At 70.6% G+C, this 25,384-nt stretch carries 22 protein-coding genes; 4 read left to right on the top strand and 18 right to left on the bottom strand.

What is annotated here, in order from left to right:
* Positions 1-4: 4 nt before the first annotated feature.
* The 15 genes from ACWD68_RS13940 to rsmH all read right to left on the bottom strand — a co-directional run bounded on the left by ACWD68_RS13940 (position 5) and on the right by rsmH (position 16,529).
* A complete protein-coding gene (locus ACWD68_RS13940) occupies positions 5-292 on the bottom strand; it encodes a YggT family protein (RefSeq protein ID WP_451806656.1) in 288 nt (95 codons plus the stop codon).
* 53 nt (positions 293-345) lie between these two features.
* Positions 346-987: a cell division protein SepF gene (locus tag ACWD68_RS13935; protein ID WP_356755824.1), complete on the bottom strand. Its 642-nt coding sequence runs from the start codon at positions 985-987 to the stop codon at positions 346-348.
* 129 nt (positions 988-1,116) lie between these two features.
* Positions 1,117-1,836: a YggS family pyridoxal phosphate-dependent enzyme gene (locus ACWD68_RS13930; RefSeq protein WP_451806655.1), complete on the bottom strand. Its 720-nt coding sequence runs from the start codon at positions 1,834-1,836 to the stop codon at positions 1,117-1,119.
* A 6-nt stretch (positions 1,837-1,842) separates the two neighbouring features.
* Positions 1,843-2,580, bottom strand: a complete 738-nt coding sequence (pgeF, locus tag ACWD68_RS13925; RefSeq protein ID WP_451806654.1) for a peptidoglycan editing factor PgeF — start codon at positions 2,578-2,580, stop codon at positions 1,843-1,845.
* Complete coding sequence (ftsZ, locus tag ACWD68_RS13920; protein WP_451806653.1) at positions 2,577-3,770, bottom strand: cell division protein FtsZ; 1,194 nt, start codon at positions 3,768-3,770, stop codon at positions 2,577-2,579. The genes pgeF and ftsZ overlap by 4 nt, the downstream gene beginning before the upstream one ends.
* A 275-nt stretch (positions 3,771-4,045) precedes the next feature.
* Positions 4,046-4,831, bottom strand: coding sequence for a cell division protein FtsQ/DivIB (locus tag ACWD68_RS13915; protein WP_451806652.1), 786 nt, complete (start codon positions 4,829-4,831; stop codon positions 4,046-4,048).
* Positions 4,832-4,856: 25 nt separating this feature from the next.
* Positions 4,857-5,948, bottom strand: a complete 1,092-nt coding sequence (gene murG / locus ACWD68_RS13910) for an undecaprenyldiphospho-muramoylpentapeptide beta-N-acetylglucosaminyltransferase (RefSeq protein ID WP_451806651.1) — start codon at positions 5,946-5,948, stop codon at positions 4,857-4,859.
* Between the two features lie 6 nt (positions 5,949-5,954).
* Positions 5,955-7,316: a putative lipid II flippase FtsW gene (gene ftsW / locus ACWD68_RS13905; RefSeq protein WP_451806650.1), complete on the bottom strand. Its 1,362-nt coding sequence runs from the start codon at positions 7,314-7,316 to the stop codon at positions 5,955-5,957.
* Positions 7,317-7,384: 68 nt separating this feature from the next.
* On the bottom strand, positions 7,385-8,812 hold the full coding sequence (gene murD, locus ACWD68_RS13900) for a UDP-N-acetylmuramoyl-L-alanine--D-glutamate ligase (protein ID WP_451806649.1): 1,428 nt from the start codon (positions 8,810-8,812) through the stop codon (positions 7,385-7,387).
* Positions 8,794-9,867 carry a phospho-N-acetylmuramoyl-pentapeptide-transferase gene (gene mraY, locus ACWD68_RS13895; RefSeq protein WP_451806648.1) on the bottom strand — a complete coding sequence of 358 codons (1,074 nt, stop codon included), beginning with the start codon at positions 9,865-9,867 and terminating at the stop codon, positions 8,794-8,796. The genes murD and mraY overlap by 19 nt, the downstream gene beginning before the upstream one ends.
* Positions 9,864-11,270 (bottom strand): UDP-N-acetylmuramoyl-tripeptide--D-alanyl-D-alanine ligase, encoded by a 1,407-nt coding sequence (locus tag ACWD68_RS13890; RefSeq protein WP_451806647.1) that lies wholly within the window; start codon positions 11,268-11,270, stop codon positions 9,864-9,866. Before ACWD68_RS13890 ends, mraY begins: the two co-directional genes overlap by 4 nt.
* Before the next feature lie 4 nt (positions 11,271-11,274).
* On the bottom strand, positions 11,275-12,795 hold the full coding sequence (locus ACWD68_RS13885) for a UDP-N-acetylmuramoyl-L-alanyl-D-glutamate--2,6-diaminopimelate ligase (RefSeq protein WP_451806735.1): 1,521 nt from the start codon (positions 12,793-12,795) through the stop codon (positions 11,275-11,277).
* A 203-nt stretch (positions 12,796-12,998) separates the two neighbouring features.
* The gene (locus ACWD68_RS13880) at positions 12,999-14,951 is read right to left on the bottom strand and encodes a peptidoglycan D,D-transpeptidase FtsI family protein (protein WP_451806646.1); all 1,953 of its coding nucleotides are present in this window, start codon (positions 14,949-14,951) and stop codon (positions 12,999-13,001) included.
* Between the two features lie 5 nt (positions 14,952-14,956).
* Complete coding sequence (locus tag ACWD68_RS13875; protein WP_451806645.1) at positions 14,957-15,499, bottom strand: hypothetical protein; 543 nt, start codon at positions 15,497-15,499, stop codon at positions 14,957-14,959.
* 22 nt (positions 15,500-15,521) lie between these two features.
* A complete protein-coding gene (rsmH, locus tag ACWD68_RS13870; RefSeq protein ID WP_451806644.1) occupies positions 15,522-16,529 on the bottom strand; it encodes a 16S rRNA (cytosine(1402)-N(4))-methyltransferase RsmH in 1,008 nt (335 codons plus the stop codon).
* Positions 16,530-16,954: 425 nt separating this feature from the next.
* Here rsmH and ACWD68_RS13865 point away from each other — a divergent pair, with 425 nt between their 5' ends.
* The 4 genes from ACWD68_RS13865 (at position 16,955) to ACWD68_RS13850 (ending at position 22,560) form a co-directional block, all read left to right on the top strand.
* Complete coding sequence (locus ACWD68_RS13865) at positions 16,955-17,503, top strand: beta-class carbonic anhydrase (RefSeq protein ID WP_451806643.1); 549 nt, start codon at positions 16,955-16,957, stop codon at positions 17,501-17,503.
* A gap of 265 nt (positions 17,504-17,768) precedes the next feature.
* Positions 17,769-18,806 (top strand): AAA family ATPase, encoded by a 1,038-nt coding sequence (locus ACWD68_RS13860; protein WP_451806642.1) that lies wholly within the window; start codon positions 17,769-17,771, stop codon positions 18,804-18,806.
* Positions 18,806-20,170, top strand: a complete 1,365-nt coding sequence (locus tag ACWD68_RS13855; protein ID WP_451806641.1) for a DUF58 domain-containing protein — start codon at positions 18,806-18,808, stop codon at positions 20,168-20,170. The genes ACWD68_RS13860 and ACWD68_RS13855 overlap by 1 nt, the downstream gene beginning before the upstream one ends.
* Positions 20,167-22,560, top strand: a complete 2,394-nt coding sequence (locus ACWD68_RS13850; protein WP_451806640.1) for a transglutaminase TgpA family protein — start codon at positions 20,167-20,169, stop codon at positions 22,558-22,560. Before ACWD68_RS13855 ends, ACWD68_RS13850 begins: the two co-directional genes overlap by 4 nt.
* A gap of 425 nt (positions 22,561-22,985) precedes the next feature.
* On the opposite strand, the gene ACWD68_RS13845 is transcribed toward ACWD68_RS13850, so the two are convergent.
* From ACWD68_RS13845 to ACWD68_RS13835, 3 genes are all read right to left on the bottom strand, one after another.
* Positions 22,986-23,384 (bottom strand): DUF3040 domain-containing protein, encoded by a 399-nt coding sequence (locus tag ACWD68_RS13845; protein ID WP_451806639.1) that lies wholly within the window; start codon positions 23,382-23,384, stop codon positions 22,986-22,988.
* 275 nt (positions 23,385-23,659) lie between these two features.
* Positions 23,660-24,430 (bottom strand): methyltransferase, encoded by a 771-nt coding sequence (locus ACWD68_RS13840; RefSeq protein ID WP_451806638.1) that lies wholly within the window; start codon positions 24,428-24,430, stop codon positions 23,660-23,662.
* A gap of 256 nt (positions 24,431-24,686) precedes the next feature.
* Entirely contained in the window at positions 24,687-25,241 is a 555-nt protein-coding gene (locus ACWD68_RS13835; protein WP_451806637.1) for an SAV_6107 family HEPN domain-containing protein, read from the bottom strand.
* Between the last annotated feature and the right edge of the window lie 143 nt (positions 25,242-25,384).

The following is a 25,384-nucleotide window of genomic DNA, read 5'->3' as shown; positions in this document are numbered from 1 at the left end:
TCGCTCACATCACGTTCTGCGTAAGTGTGATCAGGATGTAGACGATGATCATCAGCACGAAGAAGGACAGGTCAAGCGCCACGCCCCCGAGACGCAGCGGCGGAATGAACCGCCGCAGAAGCTTGAGCGGTGGATCGGTGACAGTGTAGGTGGCCTCCAGAACGACCACCATCGGCTTGCCAGGTTGCCATGAGCGGGCGAACTGGAAGACGTAGTCCATGACCAACCGGAAAATCAGCACGATGAGGAAGCACATCAGCGCGATGTAGAAGACCTGCCCGACCACGCTCATGATCCGTGCGTCCCTCTCCCCTGTTTCCCATGCGGTGTTCCCGGTCCTGCGTCTCAGCTCTGGTTGAAGAACCCGCCCTCTGCGATGCGGGCCTTGTCCTCCGCCGTGACATCGACGTTAGCAGGCGACAACAGGAACACCTTCTGCGTCACCCGCTCGATACTGCCGTGGAGACCGAACACCAAACCGGCCGCGAAGTCGACAAGTCGCTTCGCGTCGGTGTCATCCATCTCGGTCAGGTTCATGATCACCGGAGTGCCCTCACGGAAGTGTTCCCCGATGGTACGGGCCTCGTTGTAGGTCCGGGGGTGCAGCGTGGTGATCCGGTACGGCTCTCGTTCCGACACGACCTTGGGCATGATCACCGGGGCGTTCTTCTCCAGGCTTTGACGTTCTTGTGTGATGGACGCCACGGGGGCGATGCGTGCCGGACGCCCGGACTCCGCCGCGAGCGAAGCGGAATGCGGCACAGGGTCACGCGGCGCCGAGGGCTGTACCACTCGTACCGATTCATCCCTTTGGGACTGGTGCGCCTGATGTGACTGGTGCGACGGCTCATGCCGTCGCCGGTCCCGCTCGGGCTCAGGGTCGAGCTCGGGTTCGAAGTCGTCGTCGGGGTCGAATCCCCTGCCGTCGTACCCATCGTCCTCCACGAGGCCGAGGTAGACCGCCATCTTGCGCATCGCGCCGGCCATGCTCTGAGTCCTCCGCTCTGTGGTGGATCGGCTGACGAAGTGCCAAGTGCCCGCGATCCACGAGGTCGTTATGCCCGCCTTTGGCGGAAATGACCATATTTTCTACTGTGGTCCGACTTCTTGGCGACGTTACCCGAGGCTGGGTCGGACTCCGAGTACCGCAGTACCGACGCGTACATGTGTCGCTCCGGCCGCCACGGCCTGTTCGAGGTCCGAGCTCATCCCTGCCGAGACCATGTTCGCAGCCGGATGAGTCCGGCGCACGGCAGTCGACAAATCCATCAGCCGCTCGAACGCCACCTGTTGGCGCCCCGCGTACTCACCGGTGAGCGGAGCGACCGTCATCAGCCCGTCGAGCCGGAGCCCCGGGGCCTGCGCGACGAGGTCGGCCAACTCCTCGATTCCGCCGACCCCCACACCTCCCCGTTCACCCCGGCCGCGCTCCTGAGCGTCCAGCGCGACCTGGATGAGGCACCCCACCTCGCGCTCCACCCGCACCGCTTCCTTCGAGAGGGCCGCGACGAGCCTGGAGCGGTCGACCGACTGCACGACATCCGCGTAACCGACCACGGAACGCACCTTATTGGTCTGCAATTGCCCGACAAAATGCCACAACAGGGGCAGGTCCGAGCACTCCGCGGCCTTGGGCGCCGCGTCCTGGTCCCGGTTCTCGGCGACATGGCGCACACCGAGTTCCGACAGGATCCGCACATCGCTCGCGGGGTAGGTCTTGGTGACCACGATCAGGGTCACCTCTTCGCGCTTGCGCCCGGCGGCCGTGCAGGCCGCCGTGATGCGCTCTTCCACATTCGCCAGATTTGCGGCGAGTTGAGCCTTACGGTCTGTCATGCGCCATCAGTCCAGCCAGACATAGCCGGCGAGCCGCCCGGTGGCGCGGTCCCGTCGGTACGAGAAATGGTCCCCCGATTCGAGCGTGCACACCGGCGACTGCTCCCGGTCACGCACTCCGAGCCGTTCCAACTGCGCGTGCACTCCGGCGGTCACGTCGACCGCGGGCGTCCCCCACGTGGTCTCGGCGTAGGCCGCGGGCTCGACGGCGGCGACCTCGGCTCGCATCGCGTCCGGCACTTCGTAGCACCGTCCGCAGACCGCGGGTCCGGTACGGGCGACGATCCTGGCCGGGTCGGCGCCGAGTTCCACCATGGCCCGTACGGCCACGGGCACCACTCCGGCGACCATGCCGGGCCGTCCCGCGTGGGCGGCGGCCGCCACCCCGGCGACGGGGTCGGCGAGGAGGACGGGCGTGCAGTCGGCGGTGAGGACGGCGAGCGCGAGCCCCCGCCGCACCGTGACGATCGCGTCGACGGACGGGATCTCCGAGGAGCCCCACGGCGCCTCGACGACCGCCACGTCCGACCCGTGCACCTGGTTCATCCAGACGATCCGGGCCGGATCGAGGCCGAGCGACTTGGCGGCCAGTTCCCGATTGGTGCGTACGGCGTCGGGGTCGTCACCGACCGCTCCGCCGAGGTTGAGCTCCTCGAACGGAACGGCGCTCACCCCGCCCCACCTGTCGGTGAAGGCGAAGTGGGCGCCGCTCGCGGTGCTCGTTTCGGAGCGATGTCCTATCACTTCAGGAAGTCCGGCACGTCCAGCTCCTCGGCCGCGCTGTCCGAGTAGGAGCGGGACGGCGGGACCGGCGGGGACACCGGCAGTTCGCTGACCGGCTCCGGAGCGGGCTCCGGGGCGGCCTCCTTCGGGGTGACGCTGCCGAGCGACCCGAAGGACGGACGGCTCTCGGCGGGGCGCGCCGGAGCGGGCTCCTCGCGTCGGGCCGAGGTCGAACCGAGGACGTTGTCCCGCTTGGCCGGCGGCTGGCCGCCGTCGAAGCCTGCGGCGATGACGGTGACGCGCACCTCGTCACCCAGGGCGTCGTCGATGACCGCGCCGAAGATGATGTTGGCCTCGGGGTGCGCGGCCTCGCTGACCAGCTGGGCGGCTTCGTTGATCTCGAACAGGCCGAGGTCGGAGCCGCCGGAGATGGAGAGCAGGACGCCGCGGGCGCCGTCGATGGAGGCTTCGAGGAGCGGCGAGGAGATCGCCATCTCCGCCGCCGCCACCGCGCGGTCGTCGCCGCGGGCCGAGCCGATGCCCATGAGCGCCGAACCGGCCTCGGACATCACCGACTTCACGTCGGCGAAGTCGAGGTTGATCAGGCCGGGCGTGGTGATGAGGTCGGTGATGCCCTGAACACCGGAGAGCAGGACCTGGTCCGCCGACTTGAAGGCGTCGAGGACCGAGACCTGGCGGTCCGAGATGGACAGCAGCCGGTCGTTCGGGATGACGATGAGGGTGTCGACCTCTTCGCGGAGTTCCGCGATGCCGTCCTCCGCCTGGTTGGCGCGGCGCCGGCCCTCGAAGGTGAACGGGCGGGTGACCACGCCGATGGTGAGGGCGCCCAGTGAGCGGGCGATGTTGGCCACGACGGGCGCGCCGCCGGTGCCGGTGCCGCCACCCTCGCCGGCCGTCACGAAGACCATGTCGGCCCCCTTGAGGACCTCCTCGATCTCCTCACGGTGGTCCTCGGCGGCCTTGCGGCCGACTGCCGGGTTGGCTCCGGCCCCGAGGCCGCGGGTGAGTTCCCGGCCGACGTCGAGCTTGACGTCGGCGTCGCTCATCAACAGCGCCTGCGCGTCGGTGTTGATGGCGATGAACTCGACGCCCTTGAGACCGACCTCGATCATCCGGTTGATGGCATTGACACCACCGCCGCCGACACCGATGACTTTGATGACTGCGAGGTAGTTCTGCGGTGCTGCCACGTCGAAGGCCTCTCGCCTCGAGTTACGTGTCGTCGCCTCGCACGTTCGCGATCCGACGACTGATGCCGAATGGGACGGTCCGAACGCCGACCCGAACCCTAACGCTGAAGTTTAGGGTTACCAGTGTGTCTGTTCCTTGGACTCTTCCGAACAGGACACTAAGTCGACAAGTGGCGCACGTTCAACGAACACGCCGAACCTCCCGTTTTTCTTTTCACCCTATGTGATCAGGCGCAGCGCTGCCCAACCAGGGTGCTGGCCTGCGCTGATGCGCGTCAACTGCCCGATGAGGCGGGGGCGGTGGGGGCACTTACGTCGAAGTGCCGGGCCTCGGGATCGGCTTTCATGAGAGCAAGGAGCGTCCTGGCCTTCGCGCGACCCTTCTCGCCGCTGCCCCACTCGACGGTCCGGCCGCCCCTCAACTCCAGCGAGACGGCGTCGTAGGAACGGACCTTGACGGTACGGGTGTCACGGGCGACGGAGTCCGGAATGTCCCCGGCGATCCGTACCGCCTCGCGCACCAGCCGGTCGGCGGGGAAGCGGCGCAGAACGGCGGGCCGTGAAACGGTCAATTCCAGTACCGGCACGCCCTTCGGGGCATCGGAAACGGTCGCGAATCGCACACCCTTGGCGTCCACTTCGATGAAGTTTGCGCCCTTTTCGATCAACAGGACCGGGGTACGTTCGGCCACTTTGAGACCGATTCCATGCGGCCAGGACCGGACGACGTCAACCGAGTCGATTCGGGGCAATTTCCGGCGCAATCGCGCCTCGATCGCGTCCGTGTCGATGGAAATCAGCGGGGATCCGGCCGGAACATCGGCCGCTTCCTCCACCTGCCCGGCCGTCAGCACCCGCGTCCCGGAGGTCGATACGCGCTCCACGCGCAGCCATGGGGAGCCGTAGAGAATCCACACCGAGGCGACGCCGGCCAACACCACGGCGATCAAAAGGATGATGAGCCTATGAGGGCGGCGAAACCGCCCGAGGAAGGGCGGCCGGGGCGGGCCGGACTCCAGCTTCTGCCGTTCACCGCGCTCGGCGGTCGTCGGTCCGGCCACGCTCCCTGCCTTCCCTCATGCGGTCCTAGCGGTGGCGCGAGGCGATCGCTTCGTACACCATCGCGACGAGCAGGTCGTCGGCGTCCCGGCGGCCGAACTCGCTGGCGGCACGCGACATCTCGTACAGCCGGTGCGGGTCGGCGAGCACGGGAAGCACGTTCTGCTGCACCCACTGCGGGGTCAGCTCCGCGTCGTCGACCAGCAGTCCGCCGCCCGCCCTGACCACCGGCTGGGCGTTCAGCCGCTGTTCGCCGTTGCCGATGGGCAGCGGGACGTAGGCGGCGGGCAGTCCGACGGCGGTGAGCTCGGCGACGGTCATCGCGCCCGCGCGGCAGAGCATCATGTCGGCCGCGGCGTACGCGAGATCCATCCGGTCCACGTACGGTACCGGGATGTACGGGGGCATCCCCGGCATCTGATGCACCTGCGGCAGTTCGTTCTTCGGGCCGACCGCGTGCAGGATCTGGATTCCGGCCTGCTGGAGGTACGGAGCCGCCTGCTGGACCACCTCGTTGAGGCGGCGGGCGCCCTGCGAGCCGCCCGACACGAGGAGCGTCGGCAGGTTCGGGTCGAGCCCGAACGCGGCGCGCGCCTCGGGCCGTACGGCGGCCCGGTCGAGGGTGGCGATGGAGCGGCGCAGCGGGATGCCGATGTAACGGGCCCCGCGGAGCTTGCTGTCGGGCGTGGAGACGGCCACCTGGGCCGCGTACCGCGATCCGATCTTGTTGGCGAGGCCGGGGCGGGCGTTGGCCTCGTGGACGATGATCGGCACGCCGAGGCGCTTGGCCGCCAGGTAGCCGGGCAGGGCCACATAGCCGCCGAAGCCGACGACCGCGTCCGCCTTCGTGCGTTCCATGATCTGCTCGGCAGCCTTGATCGTGCCGCGCAGCCGTCCGGGGACGGTGATCAGCTCGGGGGTGGGCTTGCGCGGCAGCGGTACGGCAGGGATCAGCGCCAGTTCGTAACCGCGCTCGGGTACGAGCCGGGTCTCGAGTCCGCGTTCCGTGCCCAGGGCCGTGATCCCCACGGTCGGGTCCTGCCTTCGCAGGGCATCCGCGAGGGCGAGCGCGGGCTCGATGTGGCCGGCGGTCCCCCCGCCGGCGAGTACGACATGCACCGAAATTCACCGCTCTCCGGACGAACGCGCCGCCGAGGCACGCCGTCGCATCGTGTTCCATCTCCGGGGCCCCGCGGCCCTTGCGGACTCTCTCACCGCACCCCGCCTTCTGCCAAAGCGGGGTTGCCGCATCGCGAGTGCCGCCCGCGCAGCGGGGTCGTCACGCGCGAAGGCGATCAGCAACCCGATGGCGAACATGGTCGGCAGCAGGGCGGAGCCCCCGTAGGAGAACAGCGGGAGCGGGACACCGGCGATCGGCAGCAGACCGAGCACCGCACCGATATTGATCACGGCCTGCGCCGTGATCCAGGTGGTCACGCCTCCCGCGGCATACCTCACGAAGGGGTCCTCCGTGCGTCCGGCCACGCGGATACCCGCATAGCCTAGAGCCGCGAAGAGGGCGAGTACCGACAGCGTCCCCGCGAGGCCCAGTTCCTCCCCGGTGATGGCGAAGATGAAGTCGGTGTGCGCTTCGGGCAGTTGGCCCCATTTCTCCACACTGGCGCCGAGACCGGAACCGAAGAGGCCGCCGGAGGCGAGGGCGTAGATGCCGTGCACGGCCTGCCAGCAGGTGTCGTGCGGCCCCGGCTCGGTCGCCCCGATGCAGGCCAGCCTGGACATGCGGTTGGGGCTCGTCTTGATGAGGAGGAAGCCGATCGCCAGGGCGATGGACAGGACGCCCACGAACAGCCGGGTGGGGGCTCCGGCCAGCCACAGCAGCCCGAACAGGATCGCCGTGAGGATGATCGCCGTGCCCATGTCGCCGCCGAGCATGATCAGGCCGAGCAGCATGAAGGCGACGGGCACGAGCGGCACCAGCATGTGCTTCCACTGGGCCAGCAGCCGCTTGTCCTGCTTGCGGGCGAGCAGATCGGCGCCCCACAGCACGAGGGCGAGCTTGCCGAACTCGCTCGGCTGGATCTGGAACGAGCCGCCGAGGGAGATCCAGTTCTGGTTGCCGTTGACCGCGACTCCTATCCCGGGCACCTGCACGAGGGCCATCAGGAAGACGGCGCCCGCCAGTATCGGGTAGGCCAGCGCCCGGTGCAGCTTCACCGGCATCCGCGAGGCGGCCAGCATCAGCACGCCGCCGATCAGGGCCGCCAGGAACTGCTTGCGGAAGAAGTACGACCCGGGCAAGGACAGCTGGAGCGCCGTGATCTGCGAGGCCGAGTAGACCATCACGAGCCCGAGCACGGTGATCAGCAGGCTGCCGCCGACGATCAGGTAGTACGCGGTCAGCGGCCGGTCCCAGGCCTTGCGGGCACGGAGGAAGAGGCGGCGTACGGGATGGTCGCGCGACACCCGGGCGACGGGCCGCCGGCCGGCCCGCTGCACGGGAGGTCGGCCGGTACGGCTAGTCGGCATCGGCGTCTCCGGGCCACAACGATGTCACGCGTCCGTCCCTCCCAGGTTCGCCCGGCGAGGCGGCCGGGTCAGGCGCCGAGTTCGCGAACCGCCTCCGCGAACGCGTCACCACGCTTGTTGTAGTTGGCGAACATGTCCATGGACGCACAGGCCGGGGCCAGCAGCACCGTGTCCCCGGGCTCGGCGAGCCGCTCGGCCTCCCGGACAGCCGCGAGCATCGCCCCAGTGTCGGTCCGGTCGAGGTCGACGACGGGTACTTCCGGGGCGTGTCGCGCCAGGGCTTCACGGATCAGCGCGCGGTCCGCGCCGATGAGGACGGCGCCCCGGAGCCGCTTCGCCGACTTGGCGACCAGCTCGTCGAAGGTCGCGCCCTTGGCGAGCCCGCCCGCGATCCACACGATCGACTCGTAGGCAGCCAAGGAGGCTTCCGCGGCATGCGTGTTGGTGGCCTTGGAGTCGTCGATGTAGGCGACCTGGCCGACATCGGCGACGTGCGCGATGCGGTGCGCGTCCGGGGTGAAGTCCCGCAACCCGTCCCGTACGGCCCGCGCGGGCACCCCGAAGGCGCGCGCGAGGGCCGCCGCGGCAAGGGCGTTGGCGATGTTGTGCGGGGCGGGCGGACGGACGTCGGAGACCTCCGCCAGTTCCTGGGCGTTCTTCTGCCGGTTCTCGACGAAGGCGCGGTCGACCAGGATCCCGTCCACGACACCGAGTTGGGACGGCCCGGGAGCGCCGAGGGTGAAGCCGACCGCCCGGCAGCCCTCCTCGACGTCCGCCGCGCGCACCAGGTCCTCGGTGGCCTTGTCGGCCACGTTGTAGACGCAGGCGACCTGATTGCCTTCGTAGATGCGGCCCTTGTCGGCGGCGTACGCCTCCATGGAGCCGTGCCAGTCGAGATGGTCGGGCGCGAGATTCAGTACGGCCGCGGAGTGGGCGCGCAGCGAGGGTGCCCAGTGGAGCTGGTAGCTGGAGAGTTCGACGGCGAGGACGTCGTACTGCTCCTCGCCCAGGACCGCGTCGAGCAGCGAGACGCCGATGTTGCCGACGGCCGCCGTACGCAGACCCGCCGCCTTCAGGATGGAGGCGAGCATCTGGACGGTCGTGGTCTTGCCGTTGGTGCCGGTGACCGCGAGCCAGGGCGCGGCCTTCCGGCCGTCCTGCTCCCGCAGCCGCCAGGCGAGTTCGACGTCGCCCCAGACCGGGACGCCCGCCGCGGCGGCCGCGGCGAACAGCGGCTTGTCCGGCTGCCAGCCGGGCGCGGTCACGATGAGCTCGGTGCCCTCGGGCAGGGTCGCGCCGTCACCGAGGCGCACGGTGACGCCGAGCGCCTCCAGTTCCACGGCCTGCGCCCGGGCCCGCTCGTCGTCGCCGTCGTTGACGACCGTGACGACCGCGCCGAGGCCGTGCAGGACCTTGGCCGCCGGGATTCCCGAGACGCCGAGGCCGGCGACGGTGACGTTCTTGCCCTGCCAGTTGGTCACTTCTTGGCTGCCCATCCTGCGTAGAAGAGGCCGAGTCCGACGATCACGCACATGCCCTGGATGATCCAGAAGCGGACTACCACAAGGACTTCGGACCACCCCTTCAGTTCGAAGTGGTGCTGCAGCGGGGCCATGCGGAAGACACGCTTCCCGGTCAGCTTGAAGGAGCCGACCTGGATGACCACCGACATGGTGATGAGGACGAAGAGGCCGCCGAGCAGGGCGACCAGGATCTCCGTGCGGGAGCAGATCGCGAGGCCGGCGAGCGCGCCGCCGAGGGCCAGCGAACCGGTGTCGCCCATGAAGATCTTGGCCGGCGAGGTGTTCCACCACAGGAAGCCGAAGCAGGAGCCCATCAGGGCGGCGGCGACGACCGCGAGGTCCAGTGGGTCGCGCACCTCGTAACAGGCGGCCGGGTTGGTCAGGGTCGTCGCGTTGGCGCAGGACTCCTGGAACTGCCAGACACCGATGAAGGTGTAGGCGCCGAACACCATGGTCGCGGCACCGGTGGCCAGACCGTCCAGACCGTCCGTCAGGTTCACGCCGTTCGACATGGCGAGAATCATGAACAGCGCCCAGATCACGAACAGCACCGGGCCGATGGTCCAGCCGAAGTCCTGGACGAAGGAGAGCTTCGTGGAGGCCGGGGTGTTGCCGCGGTTGTCGGCGAACTGCAGGGCCAGCACCGCGAAGGCGATACCGACGATCAGCTGTCCGGCCATCTTCGCCTTGGCCCGCAGACCGAGCGAACGGCGCTTGACGATCTTGATGTAGTCGTCCAGGAAGCCGACCAGGCCCATGCCCGCCATCAGGCCGAGCACCAGCAGGCCCGAGAACGTGGGCGCGTAGCCCGTGATCACCTTCGACAGGAAGTACGCGATGATCGTCGCGAGGATGAAGGCGATACCACCCATGGTCGGCGTACCGCGCTTGCTGTGGTGCTCGCGCGGGCCGTCGTCGCGGATGTACTGGCCGTAGCCCTTGCGGGCCAGCAGCTTGATCAGCAGCGGAGTGCCGACCAGAGTCAGGAACAGGCCAATGACTCCCGCGAACAGGATCTGCTTCATCATCGGGCGGAAACCTCACCCTCGGCACCGTCGGCGAGCAGCGCGAGCGCCACCCGTTCCAGCCCGACGGACCTGGACGCCTTCACGAGCACGACGTCCCCTGGGCGCAGCTCGCTGCGCAACAGGTCGACAGCCGCCTGTGCGTCGGACACGTGCACCGACTCCTCACCCCACGAACCCTCGTTATATGCGCCCAGTTGCAGCCAGGACGCTTCCCTGCCCCCGACCGCGACGAGCTTGCCGACATTGAGCCGGACGGCAAGCCGTCCGACCGCGTCGTGCTCGGCGAGCGCCTCGTCCCCGAGCTCGGCCATCTGACCGAGCACCGCCCACGTACGACGTCCCTTGCCCATCGACGCGAGCGCGCGCAAGGCGGCTCGCATGGACTCGGGGTTCGCGTTGTAGGCGTCGTTGACGACCGTCACGCCGTCCGGACGCTCGGTGACCTCCATCCGCCAGCGGGAGAGGGAGCCCGCCTCGGAGAGCGCGCGGGCGATCTCGTCTGCGGACATGCCCAGCTCATGGGCGACGGCGGCCGCGGCGAGCGCGTTCGACACGTGGTGCTCACCGTACAGGCGCATGGTCACATCACTGCACCCGGAGGGTGTGCGAAGGCTGAAGGCGGGCTGTCCGTTCTCCGTGAGCCGGACGTTCTCTGCCCGTACGTCCGCTTCGTCGGACTCTCCGAAGAAAATCACGCGTGCCTTCGTACGGGAGGCCATGGCGCGTACGAGGGGATCGTCGGCGTTGAGGACCGCCGCGCCGTCCTCGGGGAGGCTCTCGACGAGCTCGCCCTTTGCTTGCGCGATCTGCTCGCGGCCGCCGAACTCGCCGATGTGGGCGGTGCCGACGTTGAGGACGAGACCGATCTTCGGCGGGGTGAGGTCCGCGAGATAGCGGATGTGGCCGATGCCGCGGGCGCCCATCTCCAGCACGAGGAACTTCGTCTCCTCGGTGGCGCTGAGCGCGGTGAGCGGCAGTCCGATCTCGTTGTTGAGGGAGCCGGGGGTGAAGACGGTCGGCGCCTTGCTCCGCAGCACCTGGGCGATGAGGTCCTTGGTGCTGGTCTTGCCGGCGGAGCCGGTGAGGGCGACGAGGGTCGCGCCGAGCCGTTCGACGACATGGCGGGCGAGGGCGCCGAGAGCGGTCTGCACATCGTCCACGACGATGGCGGGGACGCCGACGGGACGGGACGCCAGTACGGCGGTCGCGCCGGCTCCGATCACCGCCTCGGCGTAGTCGTGGCCGTCCACGCGTTCGCCGACGAAGGCGACGAAGAGACTGCCGGACTCCACTTCACGGGAGTCCCTGACGACCGGTCCGGTGACCTGTACCGCCGGATCCGGTATGTCGTACGTCTGCCCGCCGACGACTGCTGCGATCTCGGCGAGGGAGAGGGCGATCACAAGTTCATCCCTGAGTCTTCTGGATAGCTTCGCGAAGCACCTGGCGGTCGTCGAAGGGACGCACCACCCCGGCGATGTCCTGGCCCTGCTCGTGCCCCTTGCCCGCGACCAGCACGGTGTCGCCCGGCTTTGCGCGCGCGACGGCCGCGGCGATGGCGGCGGCCCGGTCCTCGAAGACCTGGACCTCGCCGCGCTCGTGCGCCGGCACCTCGGCGGCGCCCGCGAGCATCGTGGCCAGGATCGCCAGCGGATCCTCGGAACGGGGGTTGTCGGAGGTCAGGACGGCGGTGTCGGCGAGCCGGGCCACGGCCGCTCCCATCGGCATCCGCTTGGTCTTGTCACGGTCGCCGCCGCAGCCGAGCACCACGTGCAGCTCGCCCCCGGTCACCTTGCGCAGGGCGCGCAGGACGGATTCGACGGCGTCCGTCTTGTGGGCGTAGTCGACGACGGCGAGGTACGGCTGGCCCTCGTCCACGCGCTCCAGCCGGCCCGGGACCCCCGGGACGGCGGCGATACCGTCCGCGGCGGCCTGCGGGTCGATTCCGGCGACCGCGAGGGCGACGATCGCTGCGAGCGTGTTCGCCACGTTGAAGGTGCCCGCGAGCGGCGAGCGGGCGGTGATCCGCTCGCCCTTGGGGCCGACCGCGGTGAACGTCGAGTCCATCGGGCCGACTTCGACGCCCTCGGCACGCCAGTCGGCGTCCGGGTGGCCCTCGGCGGAGAAGGTGACGACCGGGACGGTGGCCTCCTCGCTGAGCCGGCGGCCGTACTCGTCGTCGAGGTTGACGACGCCGAGCCGGCTGCGTCTGGCCGTGAACAGCTGCGCCTTGGCCTGGAAGTAGTCCTCCATGCCCGTGTGGAACTCCATGTGTTCCGGGCTGAGGTTGTTGAAGACGGCGACGTCGAAGACGCAGCCGTCGACGCGGCCGAGGACCAGCGCGTGGCTGGAGACCTCCATCGCGACGGAGTCGACCCCGCGCTCGCGCATGACGGCGAACAGGGCCTGCAGGTCGGTGGCCTCGGGCGTGGTGCGCTCCGACTTGATGCGCTCGTCTCCGATGCGCATCTCGACCGTGCCGATCAGGCCGGTGGAGCGGACCGTCTTCAGGCCGCCCTCGACGAGGTAGGCCGTCGTGGTCTTGCCGGAGGTGCCCGTGATGCCGATCTGGAGCAGATCGCGCCCCGGGTGGCCGTAAATGGTGGCCGCCAGCTCGCCCATCGAGCCGCGCGGGTCCTCGACGACGAGGACCGGCAGACCGGTGGCCGCGGCACGCTCGGCGCCGGTCGGGTCGGTGAGTACGGCGACCGCGCCGAGGCCGGCCGCCTGGGTCACGAAGTCGGCGCCGTGCAGACGGGCGCCGGGCAGGGCGGCGTACACGTCGCCGGGTCGCACAGCGCGGGAGTCATGGGTGATGCCCGTGACCCCGGCGTCGCTCGACGGCTTGTCGGCGCCCAGCTGATCGGCCAGCTCCGCGAGGTGGATGGCGGCGACGTGAACCGGCCGCGGCGGCCCCGGATATGTCACAGGAACGCCCTTCTGGGTGGTTTGGGACTGATCAGCTTGTGGCACGGCGTGAGCGTACCGGGCCCACCCCCGCCGGGGCGAAGCGAGGGCGCGGGCGGAGGGTGCGAGGAGGAGCGGTTCCCGGGGTCCGGGGTGATCGTTGTCACGAGTGGTTCCTGGTCCGTTGTACGTGGGGGCTGATCAGGGCATGCGGTCGGAGGCGGTCACGGCTTGAACTCCACGGGCAGTCGGGCGGCGTGCGCGCCGGTGGGCGGGACCTGAAGGGTCTTCAGAGCGAACTCCATCACCTGCTTGAAGACGGGTCCGCAGATCTGGCCGCCGTAGTAGAGGCCCTTCGTGGCGTTCTGGATCGCGCAGTAGACGGTGATCCGGGGCTTGTCCGCGGGGGCGAATCCGGCGAACGACGAGGTGTAGCCGTGGTACTTGCCGGTGGCCGGATCCACGCGGTTGGCCGTACCCGTCTTGCCCGCGACCCGGTAACCGGGGATGCGCGCCTTGGCGCCGGTGCCCTGCTCGTCGTCCACCACGGACTCCAGCATCTGGGCGAGGCTCTTCGCCGTCTTCTCGCTCACGACGCGGGTCTTCTTCGGCTCGGCGGCGGGCGTGAAGCGACCGTCGGGCCCCTTCGTGCCGCGCACCAGGGTCGGCTCGATACGGACGCCGCCGTTGGCGATCGTCGAGTAGACGGAGGCCGCCTGCAGCGCGTTGATCGACACGCCCTGGCCGAAAGGAATCGTGTACTGCTGCGAGGTCGACCACTTGTCGGGGGGCGCGAGGATGCCCGCGGTCTCGCCGGGGAAGCCGAGCCCGGTGTGGCTGCCGATGCCGAATTTGCGCAAGTACGAGTAGAGGACCCTGTTCGCCTGCTTCTGGGTCTTGCCGAGCTGGCCGGTCGCCAGGATGGTGCCGATGTTGCTGGACTTGGCGAGCACCCCGTTGAGCGTGAGGTACCAGGTGGCGTGGTCGATGTCGTCCTGGAAGAGCCGGTCGCCGCGGTGCAGCCGGTTCGGCACGACGACGTGGGTGTCCGGGGTGGCCGCGTTCTCCTGGAGGACGGCGGCCATGGACATCAGCTTGGCGGTGGAGCCGGGCTCGTACGCGTCCTGGAGGGCCGCGTTGCCCATGGCCGCCGCGTTGGCCTGGGTGAGGTCGTTGGGGTCGAAGCCGGGCGAGTTGGCCATGGCGAGGACCTGGCCGGTCCTGGTGTCCTGCACTATCACGTAGCCGCGGTCCGCCCTGGACTTCTTCACCTGCTCGGTGATGGCGTCCTGCGCGGCCCACTGGATGTCCCGGTCGACGGTCAGCTCGACGTCGGAGCCGGCCACGGCCGGTGTCTCGGTGGAACCCACGGTCGGCACCTGACGGCCGCCGGACTGGGCGTAGCGGATCTTGCCGTCCTTGCCGGTGAGCTCCTTGTCCAGCTGCTGCTCGATACCGCCGCCGCCCTTGCCGTCGGTGTTGACCCAGCCCAGTATCCCGGCGGCGAGATCGCCGTTCGGGTACACGCGCTTGCTGGCCGGCACCGCGAGGACGCCCGCGAGGACGTTGACCGTGCTCCTGTCGGTCTCCGCCTTGGTCCCGAGCGTGCTCTTCAGGTCCTTGATCTGCTGCCAGACCTGGGGGGTGCGGCGGTGCGCGAGGAGCGTGTAGCGGGTGTTCTTCGCCCGCAGCTTCCTGGCGACGGTGTCCGCGTCCTGGCCGATGATCGGGCCGAGGAGCGCGGCGGCCTGCTCGGGCGCGTCCCCCACCTTGGTGGCCTCGCGCGTGAACATTGTCGGGTCCGCGGTGATGTCGTACGCGTCCACGCTCGTCGCCAGTTCGACGCCGTCACGGTCGGTGATCCCACCGCGCTCGGCGGCCAGCGTGCGCCCGACATACCGGTTCTGCTCGGCCTTCGCCGTGTAGGTGCTCGCGTCCACGGCCTGCACCTGGAGCAGCCGTACGACGAACGCGATCATCACCAGCGTCAGCGCGAGACTGACCATGCGCAGACGGGGGCGGGGGCTGCCGAGCCGGATGACGCGCGAGCCGTCGGGCCGGGCCGGGGCCGGGCGGCGCACGGGGCGGCCGCCCGGACCCGGGCGGCTCCGGCCGCCGGGTCGTACGGGCCTGGCGGGGCCTGGCACTCGGCGGCGCGGCGGTTCCCTGTCGGACACTTCCGTCACCTGCCGGGGGTCGTGGAGGGCTGTGTGGACGGGGCGGGGGCCCGGGTGGTGTGCGTGCCCGCGGACGGCTGCCGCGGGGCGGGCGCCGAGGCCGCACTCGACGCCGGGTTCAGGGGCCGGGCCGGGGCGAGGACTTCGGGCGGGGGGATCATCGGGGCCTGTGCGGCGGACTGCCGGGCGGCGGCTCCGGGGACACCCTTGACCGTGCCGTCGGGGTTGAGAAAGGCCGGGTCGCCGCCGGGGACCATGCCGAGTTCGCGGGCGCGGCGCTGGAGGGCGTCCGGGGCGGAGTAGGCGTCCACGTCCCGCTGGAGTCCCTGTTCCTCGTCGGTCAGGCTCTTGGTGTCCTTCTGGAGGTCGTCGAGGCGGAACGCCCCTTCGCTGAGCGCCGAGTTCAGCACGAGGAGCCCGATGAGACCGCCGCCGAGGAGAAGGACGACCAGGAGGACGAAGGGGGTGCGGGCGGCCTGTCCGGCACCGGCCGGAAGGAGCCGCGCGAGCCGCGCGGCCCGCCCTCTGAGTTCGGGTTTGCCGCTCACACGCCCTCCTTCTCCCCGCGCCTCACTCGGCGGCGTCCTCGCGGATGCGTTGGGCCCCCCGCAGCCGGGCGGGAGCCGCTCGCCGGTTCTCGGCGACCTCTTCCTCCGTGGGAAGTTCGGCACCGCGGGTGAGGAGCTTGAGCCGGGGCTGGTAGCGCTCGGGGACGACCGGAAGTCCGGGCGGCGCCGTGGTGGCGGCGCCGGCCGCGAACACCTGCTTGACCAGCCGGTCCTCCAGCGAGTGGTACGACAGCACGGCGATACGTCCGCCGACAGCGAGCGTCTTCACGGCCGCGGGAACAGCCCTCTCCAGGACGCTCAGTTCACCGTTGACCTCGATGCGCAGCGCCTGGAAGGTGCGCTTGGCGGGATTGCCGCCGGTGCGCTTGGCCGCCTGGGGCAGCGCGTCACGGATCAGTTCGACGAGCCGCGCGCTGTTGGTGAAGGGCTCCTTGTCGCGTTCGCGCACGACCGCGGAGACGATCCGCTTGGCCTGCTTCTCCTCGCCGTACGCCCGCAGGATCCGCACCAGTTCGCCCGGCGGGTAGGTGTTGAGCACCTCGGCCGCGCTCATGCCGGTCGTCTGGTCCATGCGCATGTCGAGCGGGGCGTCCTGCGCGTACGCGAAACCCCGGTCCGCCTCGTCGAGTTGCATGGAGGAGACACCGAGGTCGAACAGGATGCCCTGGACGCGCGGGATGTCCAGGCGGTCGAGCACGTCGGGGAGTTCGTCGTAGACGGCGTGCACCAGGGAGGCGCGGTCGCCGAAGGGGGCGAGCCGTTCTCCGGAGAGGCGCAGCGCCTCCTTGTCACGGTCCAGGGCCACGAGTCGTACGTCGGGGAACCGGGTGAGCAGTGCTTCGCTGTGACCGCCGAGCCCGAGCGTGCAGTCGACGACCACGGCTCCGGGGTCGGCGAGGGCCGGGGCGAGCATGTCCAGGCACCGGTCGAGCATGACCGGGACGTGTCGGCTCTGCCCCTCCGGTCGCCCGCTGCCGCCCTCGTTGGGGAGCGCTTCGCGCCCTGTCATTCCGGGCCCTCTCAGGTCCGGCGCGGCCATACGCACCGCCGGGTCCCCACCCGCTCGGGAAGGGGAGGTCTGCTGGCGCCGGATGAATGGTGTCAGCCGACCGGGAGCGGGAGGAGGCCGAGCCGTACGTACGCGCCGCGCACGCGGGGAAACTCCGGAAAGTCGCCGGGTCTCCAGGGAAAACAGTCCAGCGGGGAGAGCCTCGCCTCCCGCTTCGCGTCACTTTAGTCCACGGTGTCTCGCGGTCAATCAACCGGCATGCGCGTCGCGGACCCCGCTCGGAGCGAAGCCGTGGATCCTGAAGAATCACCCGAACGGGCACGTCGTCACCGCCCGTGTGGATTACCTCACAACAAGCCGCGATGACATTCTTTGTCCCCTCTCACAGCAGGACTGCTTCACGGGTGACCAGTAACGTCATGGGTATGACGACTTCCGCATCTGTTCCCACCGAACCCGAAGACGCCATAGCCGCAGAGCGCAAGGTCACCGACCGTCTCGTCGACGCGAACGGGAAGTACGCCGCCGCGTTCACCGACCCGGGGATGGACGCCCGCCCCGTGCTGCACGTCGCGGTGGTCGCGTGCATGGACGCCCGGCTCGACCTGCACGCCGCTCTCGGCCTGGAACTGGGCGACTGCCACACCATCCGCAATGCGGGCGGCGTGGTCACGGACGACGTGATCCGCTCCCTCACCATCAGCCAGCGGGCGCTCGGCACCCGCAGTGTGGTCCTCATCCACCACACCGGCTGCGGCCTGGAGTCCCTCACCGAGGATTTCCGGCACGACCTGGAGATGGAGGTCGGCCAGCGTCCCGCGTGGGCGGTCGAGGCCTTCCGGGACGTCGAACAGGACGTACGGCAGTCGATGCAGCGCGTGCGCACCTCACCGTTCCTGGTGCACACCGACGACGTCCGCGGCTTCGTCTTCGACGTCACGACCGGCCTGCTGCGCGAGATCGACCCCTCCTGACCGGCACCGCAGGACCCCCCGGTCGCCGGCCCTCGGCGGCCCGTGCGACCCTCTCTTCACCAAAAACCCCGACCGCCCGCTGCCCAAAGGGCCGTAAAACCTGACATATCGCGGCCAGTTATCCACAGGCGAGTGACACGAACCGGTAACGGCAACAAGAATGCGGGTGTGGCGTCACGCGGAACCTTTCGCGCGTGGTGTCCGTGTTTCGGGGTGGGCCGGTCCGCACAGGGCGTCGGCCCGGGAAAGGGCCGAGGAGGGCCGGGTGACGACCTATGACGATCGAGCGAGCCTTACAGATCTGACCGCCACTGTGGAGCGTGTCCGCAGTTCGGTGGAAGGAGTGATCGAAGGCAAGCCTGAGGTCGTACGGCTTTCGCTGACCGTGCTGCTCGCCGAGGGGCATCTTCTGATCGAGGATGTCCCGGGCGTCGGCAAGACCATGCTGGCCAAGGCGCTGGCACGGTCCATCGACTGTTCGGTGCGGCGTATTCAGTTCACGCCCGACCTGCTGCCCTCGGACATCACCGGTGTGTCCATCTGGGACCAGCAGCGCCGGGACTTCGAGTTCAAGCCGGGCGCGATCTTCGCGCAGATCGTGATCGGCGACGAGATCAACCGCGCCTCGCCCAAGACGCAGTCGGCGCTCCTGGAATCGATGGAGGAGCGGCAGGTCACCATCGACGGGCAGACCTACGAACTGCCCAGCCCGTTCATGGTGGTGGCCACCCAGAACCCGGTCGAGATGGAGGGCACCTACCCGCTGCCCGAGGCCCAGCGCGACCGCTTCATGGCCCGCGTCTCCATCGGCTACCCCAGCGCGGAGGCCGAGCTGCAGATGCTGGACATCCACGGCGGCGTGAACCCGCTGGACGATCTCCAGCCGGTCGCCCACGCGCACGAGATAGTGAAGCTGATCGACGCGGTCCGCACGGTCCACGTCGCCGACCCGGTGCGCCGCTACGCGGTGGACCTGGTGGCGGCCACGCGCACCCACCCCGACCTCAGACTCGGCGCCTCGCCGCGTGCCACGCTGCATCTGCTGCGCGCGTCGAAGGCGTCCGCCGCTCTCAGTGGCCGGGACTTCGCGCTGCCGGACGACGTGCAGGCGCTCGCCGTCGCGGTCCTGGCCCACCGCCTGCTGCCCACGGCCCAGGCACAGTTGAACCGCCGCACGGCCGAGCAGGTCGTCCAGGAGATCCTCCAGCGCACCCCGGTGCCCGCCGCTCCCCAGCAGCAGTCCGGCCTCTCGATGGGCCGGGGCGCGGCCACGTACGGTCAGCAGCCGCCCCGGAGGCTGTGATGACGCAAGCGGGCACGGGGCACACCGCCGAGGAGGACAAGGGCGGGCTGCGCACCGCGCTCGCCGGGCTCACCACACGCGGTCGCTCGTTCCTGGCCGCCGGAGTGGCCGCCGCGATCTGCGCGTACGTCCTGGGGCAGAGCGATCTGCTCCGGGTCGGCCTGCTCCTCGCGGTCCTGCCGCTGGTCTGCGCGACCGTGCTGTACCGCACCCGCTACCGGGTCGCGGGCAGCCGCAGGCTCGCCCCCGGGCGCGTGCCCGCCGGCTCCGAGGCCCGCGTCCATCTGCGCATGGACAACATCTCGCGGCTGCCCACCGGCCTGCTGATGCTCCAGGACCGGGTGCCGTACGTGCTCGGTCCGCGCCCCCGCTTCGTGCTGGACCGGGTGGAGGCGGGCGGCCGCCGCGAGGTGTCCTACCGGGTGCGCTCGGACCTGCGCGGCCGCTACCCGCTGGGCCCGCTCCAGCTGCGGCTGACCGACCCGTTCGGCATGTGCGAGCTGACCCGCTCCTTCTCGACGTACGACACTCTGACGGTCATCCCGCGCGTGGAGGCGCTTCCTCCGGTGCGGCTGACCGGCGAGGCGAAGGGGTACGGCGACGGGCGGCAGCGCTCCCTGGCCCTGGCGGGCGAGGACGACATCATTCCGCGCGGCTACCGCTACGGCGACGACCTGCGCCGCGTGCACTGGCGGCTGACCGCTCGCTACGGCGAGTTGATGGTCCGCCGCGAGGAGCAGCCCCAGCGCTCCCGGTGCACCGTGCTGCTCGACACCCGGGGCATCGCCTTCCAGGGCGCGGGCCCCGACTCGGCCTTCGAATGGGCCGTCTCGGGCACCGCGTCGACCCTGGTCCACATGCTCGAACGGGGCTTCTCGGTCCGCCTCCTGACGGACACCGGCAGCTCGGTGCCCGGCGAGGGCGCCGACGGGTTCGCGGGCGCCAGCCAGGAATCGGCGGACGCCGCCGGGATGATGATGGACACGCTCGCCGTCATCGACCACTCGGACGGCACGGGCCTGTCCCGGGCCTACGACGTGCTGCGCGGCGGCAACGAAGGACTGCTGATCGCCTTCCTCGGCGATCTCGACGAGGAGCAGGCGACCGTGCTCGGCAAGATGCGCCAGCGCAGCGGCGGGGCCGTCGCGTTCCTGCTGGACAGTGAGTCCTGGGTGCGGGAACCGACCCAAGTGCCCGGGCCGTTGGACAAGAGCGTGGACCGGCTGCGGATGCTGCGCGAGGCGGGCTGGACCACCGTCATGGTGCCGCGGGGCGCGTCGCTCGCCGACCTGTGGCGCGAGGCGGACCGTGAGCGCACGCACGTGGCGTCGACAGGTACTACCGCGGGGGGTGGTGGGACATGAGCGGGCGAGCCCGACTGGCACTGTGCGCGGCCGCGGCCACACTGATGGCGTCCTGCGCCCTGCTGCCGCTGGTGGACCCGGCGACATGGATCTTCCAGGCGGTGTTCCTGGTGACCGTGCAGACCGGCGTGGGCGCGCTGACCCGGCGGGTTCCGCTGGCCCGGCCGCTGACCGTGGCGGCGCAGGCGCTGGTGACGCTGATGCTGCTCACGCTGATCTTCGCCCGGCAGCAGTCCCTCGCCGGTATCGTCCCCGGGCCCGAGGCCCTCCAGCACTTCGCGACACTGCTCCAGACGGGCAGCGAAGACGTCGGCCGGTACTCGATTCCGGCCCCCCTGTCGGACGGGATCCGTCTGATGCTCGTCGGCGGCGTCCTGGTGATCGGACTCGCGGTGGACGCGCTCGCGGTGACCTACCGCAGCGCCGCACCCGCCGGCCTTCCGCTGCTCGCGCTGTACTCCGTCGCCGCGGGCCTCTCCGGCGGCGGCGCGGCCTGGCTGTGGTTCCTGCTCGCGGCGGCCGGTTATCTGATGCTGCTGCTGGCCGAGGGCCGGGACCGGCTCTCGCAGTGGGGCCGTGTTTTCGGCGGCTCCGGCGGAGCGTCCCGCGCGCCCGAGCCCGCGGACGGCGCCGTCGCGCCCGTCCGCACCGGGCGGCGGATCGGCGCGGTCGCGCTGGGCGTCGCCCTGGTGGTGCCGCTCGCCCTGCCCTCGCTCGACGGCGGACTGCTGGGCGGCACGGGACGCGGTGTGGGCAACGGCACCGGGGGCGGCGGCACGATCTCCGCGGTGAACCCGCTGGTCTCGCTCCGCGACAGCCTGAACGTGGACGAGGACCGCACGGTCCTGACCTACCGCACCAACACCGCGGAGACGCAGGACCTGTATCTGCGGATCGTCTCGCTGGACGACTTCGACGGCACGGCCTGGAAGCCGGCCCAGCGCCACATCGAGGACGTGCCGAAGTCGTTCCCGGCGCCGGCCGGTCTCGCCGGCCAGGTCAAGCGGGCCACGATCCGGACCCGTATCGCGGCGGCCGACTGGTACGCGCAGGACTGGCTGCCGATGCCGTATCCGGCCAGCAAGGTCGACATCAACGGCAGCTGGCGGTACGAACCCGTGGGGCGCACCCTCGTCGGTGACCACGGGCAGAACACCCGCGGTGTGCAGTACGAGGTCACGAGCCTGATGGTGCAGCCGACCGCGGAGCAGCTGGCGAGTGCCCCGGAGCCCTCGCCCGCGATGAGGCGCGAGTTCACCAAGGTCCCGGAGTCGTTGCCCGCGCTGGTGGCGGACACGGCCCGCAGGGTCACCAAGGGCTCGGCCAACCACTACGAGCAGGCGGTCAAGCTCCAGGACTACTTCGCCGTCAGCGGGAACTTCCGGTACGACACCGAGGTGCAGGCCGGCAGCGGCTCCGCCGCGATCGCGAACTTCCTGAGGGACAAGGAGGGCTTCTGCGTCCACTTCTCCTTCGCGATGGCCTCGATGGCGCGGACGCTGGGGATACCGGCCCGCGTGGCGGTGGGCTTCACGCCCGGGTCTCCGCAGGCGAACGGTTCGATGTCGGTGGGCCTGCGGGACGCGCATGCCTGGCCCGAGCTGTACTTCGAGGGCGTGGGCTGGACCCGCTTCGAGCCGACCCCGAGCCGGGGCACGGTCCCCGCGTACACGCAGACGGACACGCCGGGCAACGACGCACCGGTCGTGCCCAAGCCGTCGGTCTCGGCGTCCGCGGCGCCCTCCACCGCGCCGTCGGCCAGCGAGAGCTGCTCGCCGCAGATGCGGAAGCTGGAGGCGTGCCCGAGCGAGTCCTCGGCGGCGGCGGTCGGTGCCCAGGACGACGACTGGCCCTGGTTCAACATCCTCGGGCTGACGCTGGCCGGGCTCCTGATCCTGGGCGTGCCGCTGCTGCCCATGCTGTGGCGGATACGGACACGGGCCGTCCGGCTCGGCGGCCACGGCCGCACGGAGGCGGATGTGGCGGCTTACACGCTGGGGGCCTGGCTGGAGGTGACCGATACGGCGTGGGACCACGGGATCGCGCCGGAGGAGTCGCAGACGCCGAGGAAGGCCGCCGAGCGGATCGCCCGGATCGGGGAGCTCGATCCGGAGGCCTCGGCCGCGGTGCACCGGCTGGCCGCGGCCGTGGAGCAGGTTCTCTACGCTCCGCACCCCCGGCCGGTGGCGGGGCTCGCGAACGACGCGCGCCAGGTCGCGGTGGCTCTCAGGACCTCCGCGAGCCGTCCCGTCCGTCTGCGTGCTCTCCTCGCCCCCCGTTCGGCCGTCCGGGTGATCTGGGCGGCCTCGACCGCCTGGGCAGCCCTCGGAGCCCGCGTGTCAGCCCGCAAGGAAACCCTCCTGCACCGCCCGTCGAGCCAGAACACCTGACCCCCGCAGGCCGGCCGCACCGACCGGCCTGCGCGGTCACCCGCTGTGGGCAGTCGTCCCGCGGGGCAGGGAGGGCCGGGTGGGCACAGCCGCAGCCACCAGTGCCGGGTGCCGGGTGCCGTCGAAAGCGGTTCCCGGGCATCGGGCATCGGGCGGGCGGGTTCTCACCGCGGACGGTTCTCAGGAAGTCCGGGCCGCCGGGCTCCTACGGGGCCTCCAGGGCCGCCGGCCCTGGAAGGGAGCTCCGACGGAGCCCCCCGGTAGAGAGCCCTGGGAGCCCCGAGCCAGGCCCCGAGAGGGAGCGGCTCCCTGTCCGGCACGCCCGGCGTGCGCGCGGGCACCCGAACGCACGCGTGAGGGGGCGTCCACCCGGATGCGGGTGGACGCCCCCTCACGCGTATGTCTGCGGCTGCGACGCCGGAGGCTCAGTTACCGCCCTGTTCGTCGCGACGACGCTGCCAGCGCTGTTCGATGCGGTCCATCACGGACCGGCGTTGTCGGCCCTGACGGCGCGCGGCGGGTGCGCCGGACGCGGCCGGCTGTTCACCCGGCTTGGGAGCTTTGCGCCAACCGGTGACGGCGAGCACCGCACAGCCCAGCATGACCAGGAAGCCCACCACGCTCAGCCAGATCTGAACTGCGACCATTCCAGCCATGAGGAGCGCGATACCCACCAGGAAGCCCGCGACCGCCTGGTAAACCCGTCGCCGGGTGTACGTACGCAGCCCGCTTCCCTCAAGCGCTGTCGCGAACTTGGGATCTTCGGCGTACAGCGCTCGCTCCATCTGCTCGAGCATTCGCTGCTCGTGCTCCGAGAGCGGCACGGAGTCCTCCTCATCGTGCAGTCGCCGGGGCGACCGGGGGTCCCCTTCAGGATAGGCAGGGAATCGCCCCCGTGAAACCCGCCCCTCTACGCCAATTCGCCAACCGGAACCCGTCATGGCGACCCGATGTACTGAGGCGTGCATTCCCCAGCGAACGGTCCGTCATGCCGGACGGTCTCCCTCGATCATACGGCGCCGAGCACTCGATCGGGTGGTCTGTGGCGTACTCCATCTGCTGCCGAGCCCCTGATCAGCGGCGCACCACGGGAGGCGGCTCAGCCCTCGGCGCTACCCCGGGCCTCGCCGAGCACATGGAGCTGTGTGGCCACGGAGTGGAACGCGGCGAGTTCGGCCGCCGCAGCCTCCAGCTTCAGCAGTGCCTCCAGGGCGCCCGGCTCGGTGTCCACCAGGACTCCAGGCACCAGGTCCGCGAAGACCCGTACGCCATGCACGGCACCGACATGCAGGCCGGCGCCCGCGACCAGGGAGGTGAGCTGTTCGGCGGTGAACCGGTGCGGAACAGGATCACCCGTGCCCCAGCGTCCGTCCGGGTCGTCGAGCGCGTGCCGGGCCTCCTTGAAGTGCCCGGCGAGGGCGCGGGCCAGCACAGCTCCGCCCAGCCCTGCGGCGAGGAGGCTGAGCACGCCCTCGGGCCGCAGCGCGTCCACCACGTTGCGGACGCCCTCGGCCGGGTCGTCGACGTACTCCAGGACGCCGTGGCACAGCACGGCGTCGTAGCCGCCGCGCTCGACCACGTCGAAGAGGCCGTGCGCGTCGCCCTGGACGCCCTGCACGCGGTCGGCGACGCCGGCCTCGGCGGCGCGGCGCTCCAGCGCGAACAGCGCGTTCGGGCTGGGGTCGACGACGGTGACACGGTGACCGAGACGGGCGACGGGCACGGCGAAGTTGCCGCTGCCGCCACCTGTGTCCAGCACGTCGAGCGACTCCCGCCCGGCGGCCTTGACCCGGCGGTCCAGGGCGTCCTTGAGGACCTCCCAGACCACGGCGGTACGGAGAGAAGCGCGGGGGCGCATCGGGTCCGACACGGCAGTTGACTCCTCGGCGCGGCACCGCCTCTTGAACGGCGGAGCGATCTTCGGGCCTCCCGGCGGGGAGGCAGCAGGCGCCTCCACCCTATTGCCTACGCCACCGCGAACGATCCTCCGTCTCACGTGCGCCGCATCGCGCCCCGAGCGGGTGCCGGGCGGACGTCGAGCGGGTGGCGGCCCCACGCTCCGCCCAAGGCCCCGGAGCCGGTCGATCCGAGGTTCGCGCACCGGCCCGTGCTCGACGCCGCCGCGGTCAACCCGCGTCCGGAACCCCCCTGTCCGCCCGCTCCCGGTTCCCGTCCTGCCGGGGCTGGGGCAGCACCGGCTGGAGCACCAGCATCCGCTCGACGAGGCGCAGGAACATGGCGACGTCGCGTATCAGGTCGTCGGCGTCGCGGGTGGTGGCCGCTCCCTGGATGCCCGCCTCGGCACGGGCGCGACGGGTGGCCCCGGAGGCGAACAACGCGCTCCACTCGGTCAGTTCGGGAGCGATCTCCGGGAGGACTTCCCAGGCGCTGCGGATACGGGCACGGCGTCGGGACGTGGGCTCCGGGCGGCCTCGCGCGGCGAGCACGGCGGCGGCGGTTCGCAGCGCGGCCAAGTGGGCTGTCGCGTACCGCTCGTTGGATGTTTCCAGGGCCGTCGCCTCGTCGAGTCCGGAGCGGGCCTGGGAGAGCAGGTCGAGGGCGGCGGGTGGCGCCGTGGCCCGGCGGAGCACGGGGTGCACGTCGCCCGCCGGGCCGTTCAGTGAGGGGGCAGGGCCGGTGGCGCGGCGCCGGCGAGCGGCGGCTGCGGAAGAGCTGGCCATGACGAACCTCCTGTCGTCGTGTGACGGCACTGTGGCCGTATGTGCCCATCGTGAGGTATGCCACTGACAATCCGTTCTGACCTGGGCTTTTGCTTCGCTCGAAAGTTCGGGATAGTTTTTGCACTGACCAGTCAGTTCAAAAG

The sequence above is a fragment of the Streptomyces sp. NPDC005141 genome, from assembly GCF_053599975.1.
The sequence above is the reverse complement of the archived record's forward strand: the minus strand, read 5'-3'. Positions and strand labels throughout refer to the sequence as shown.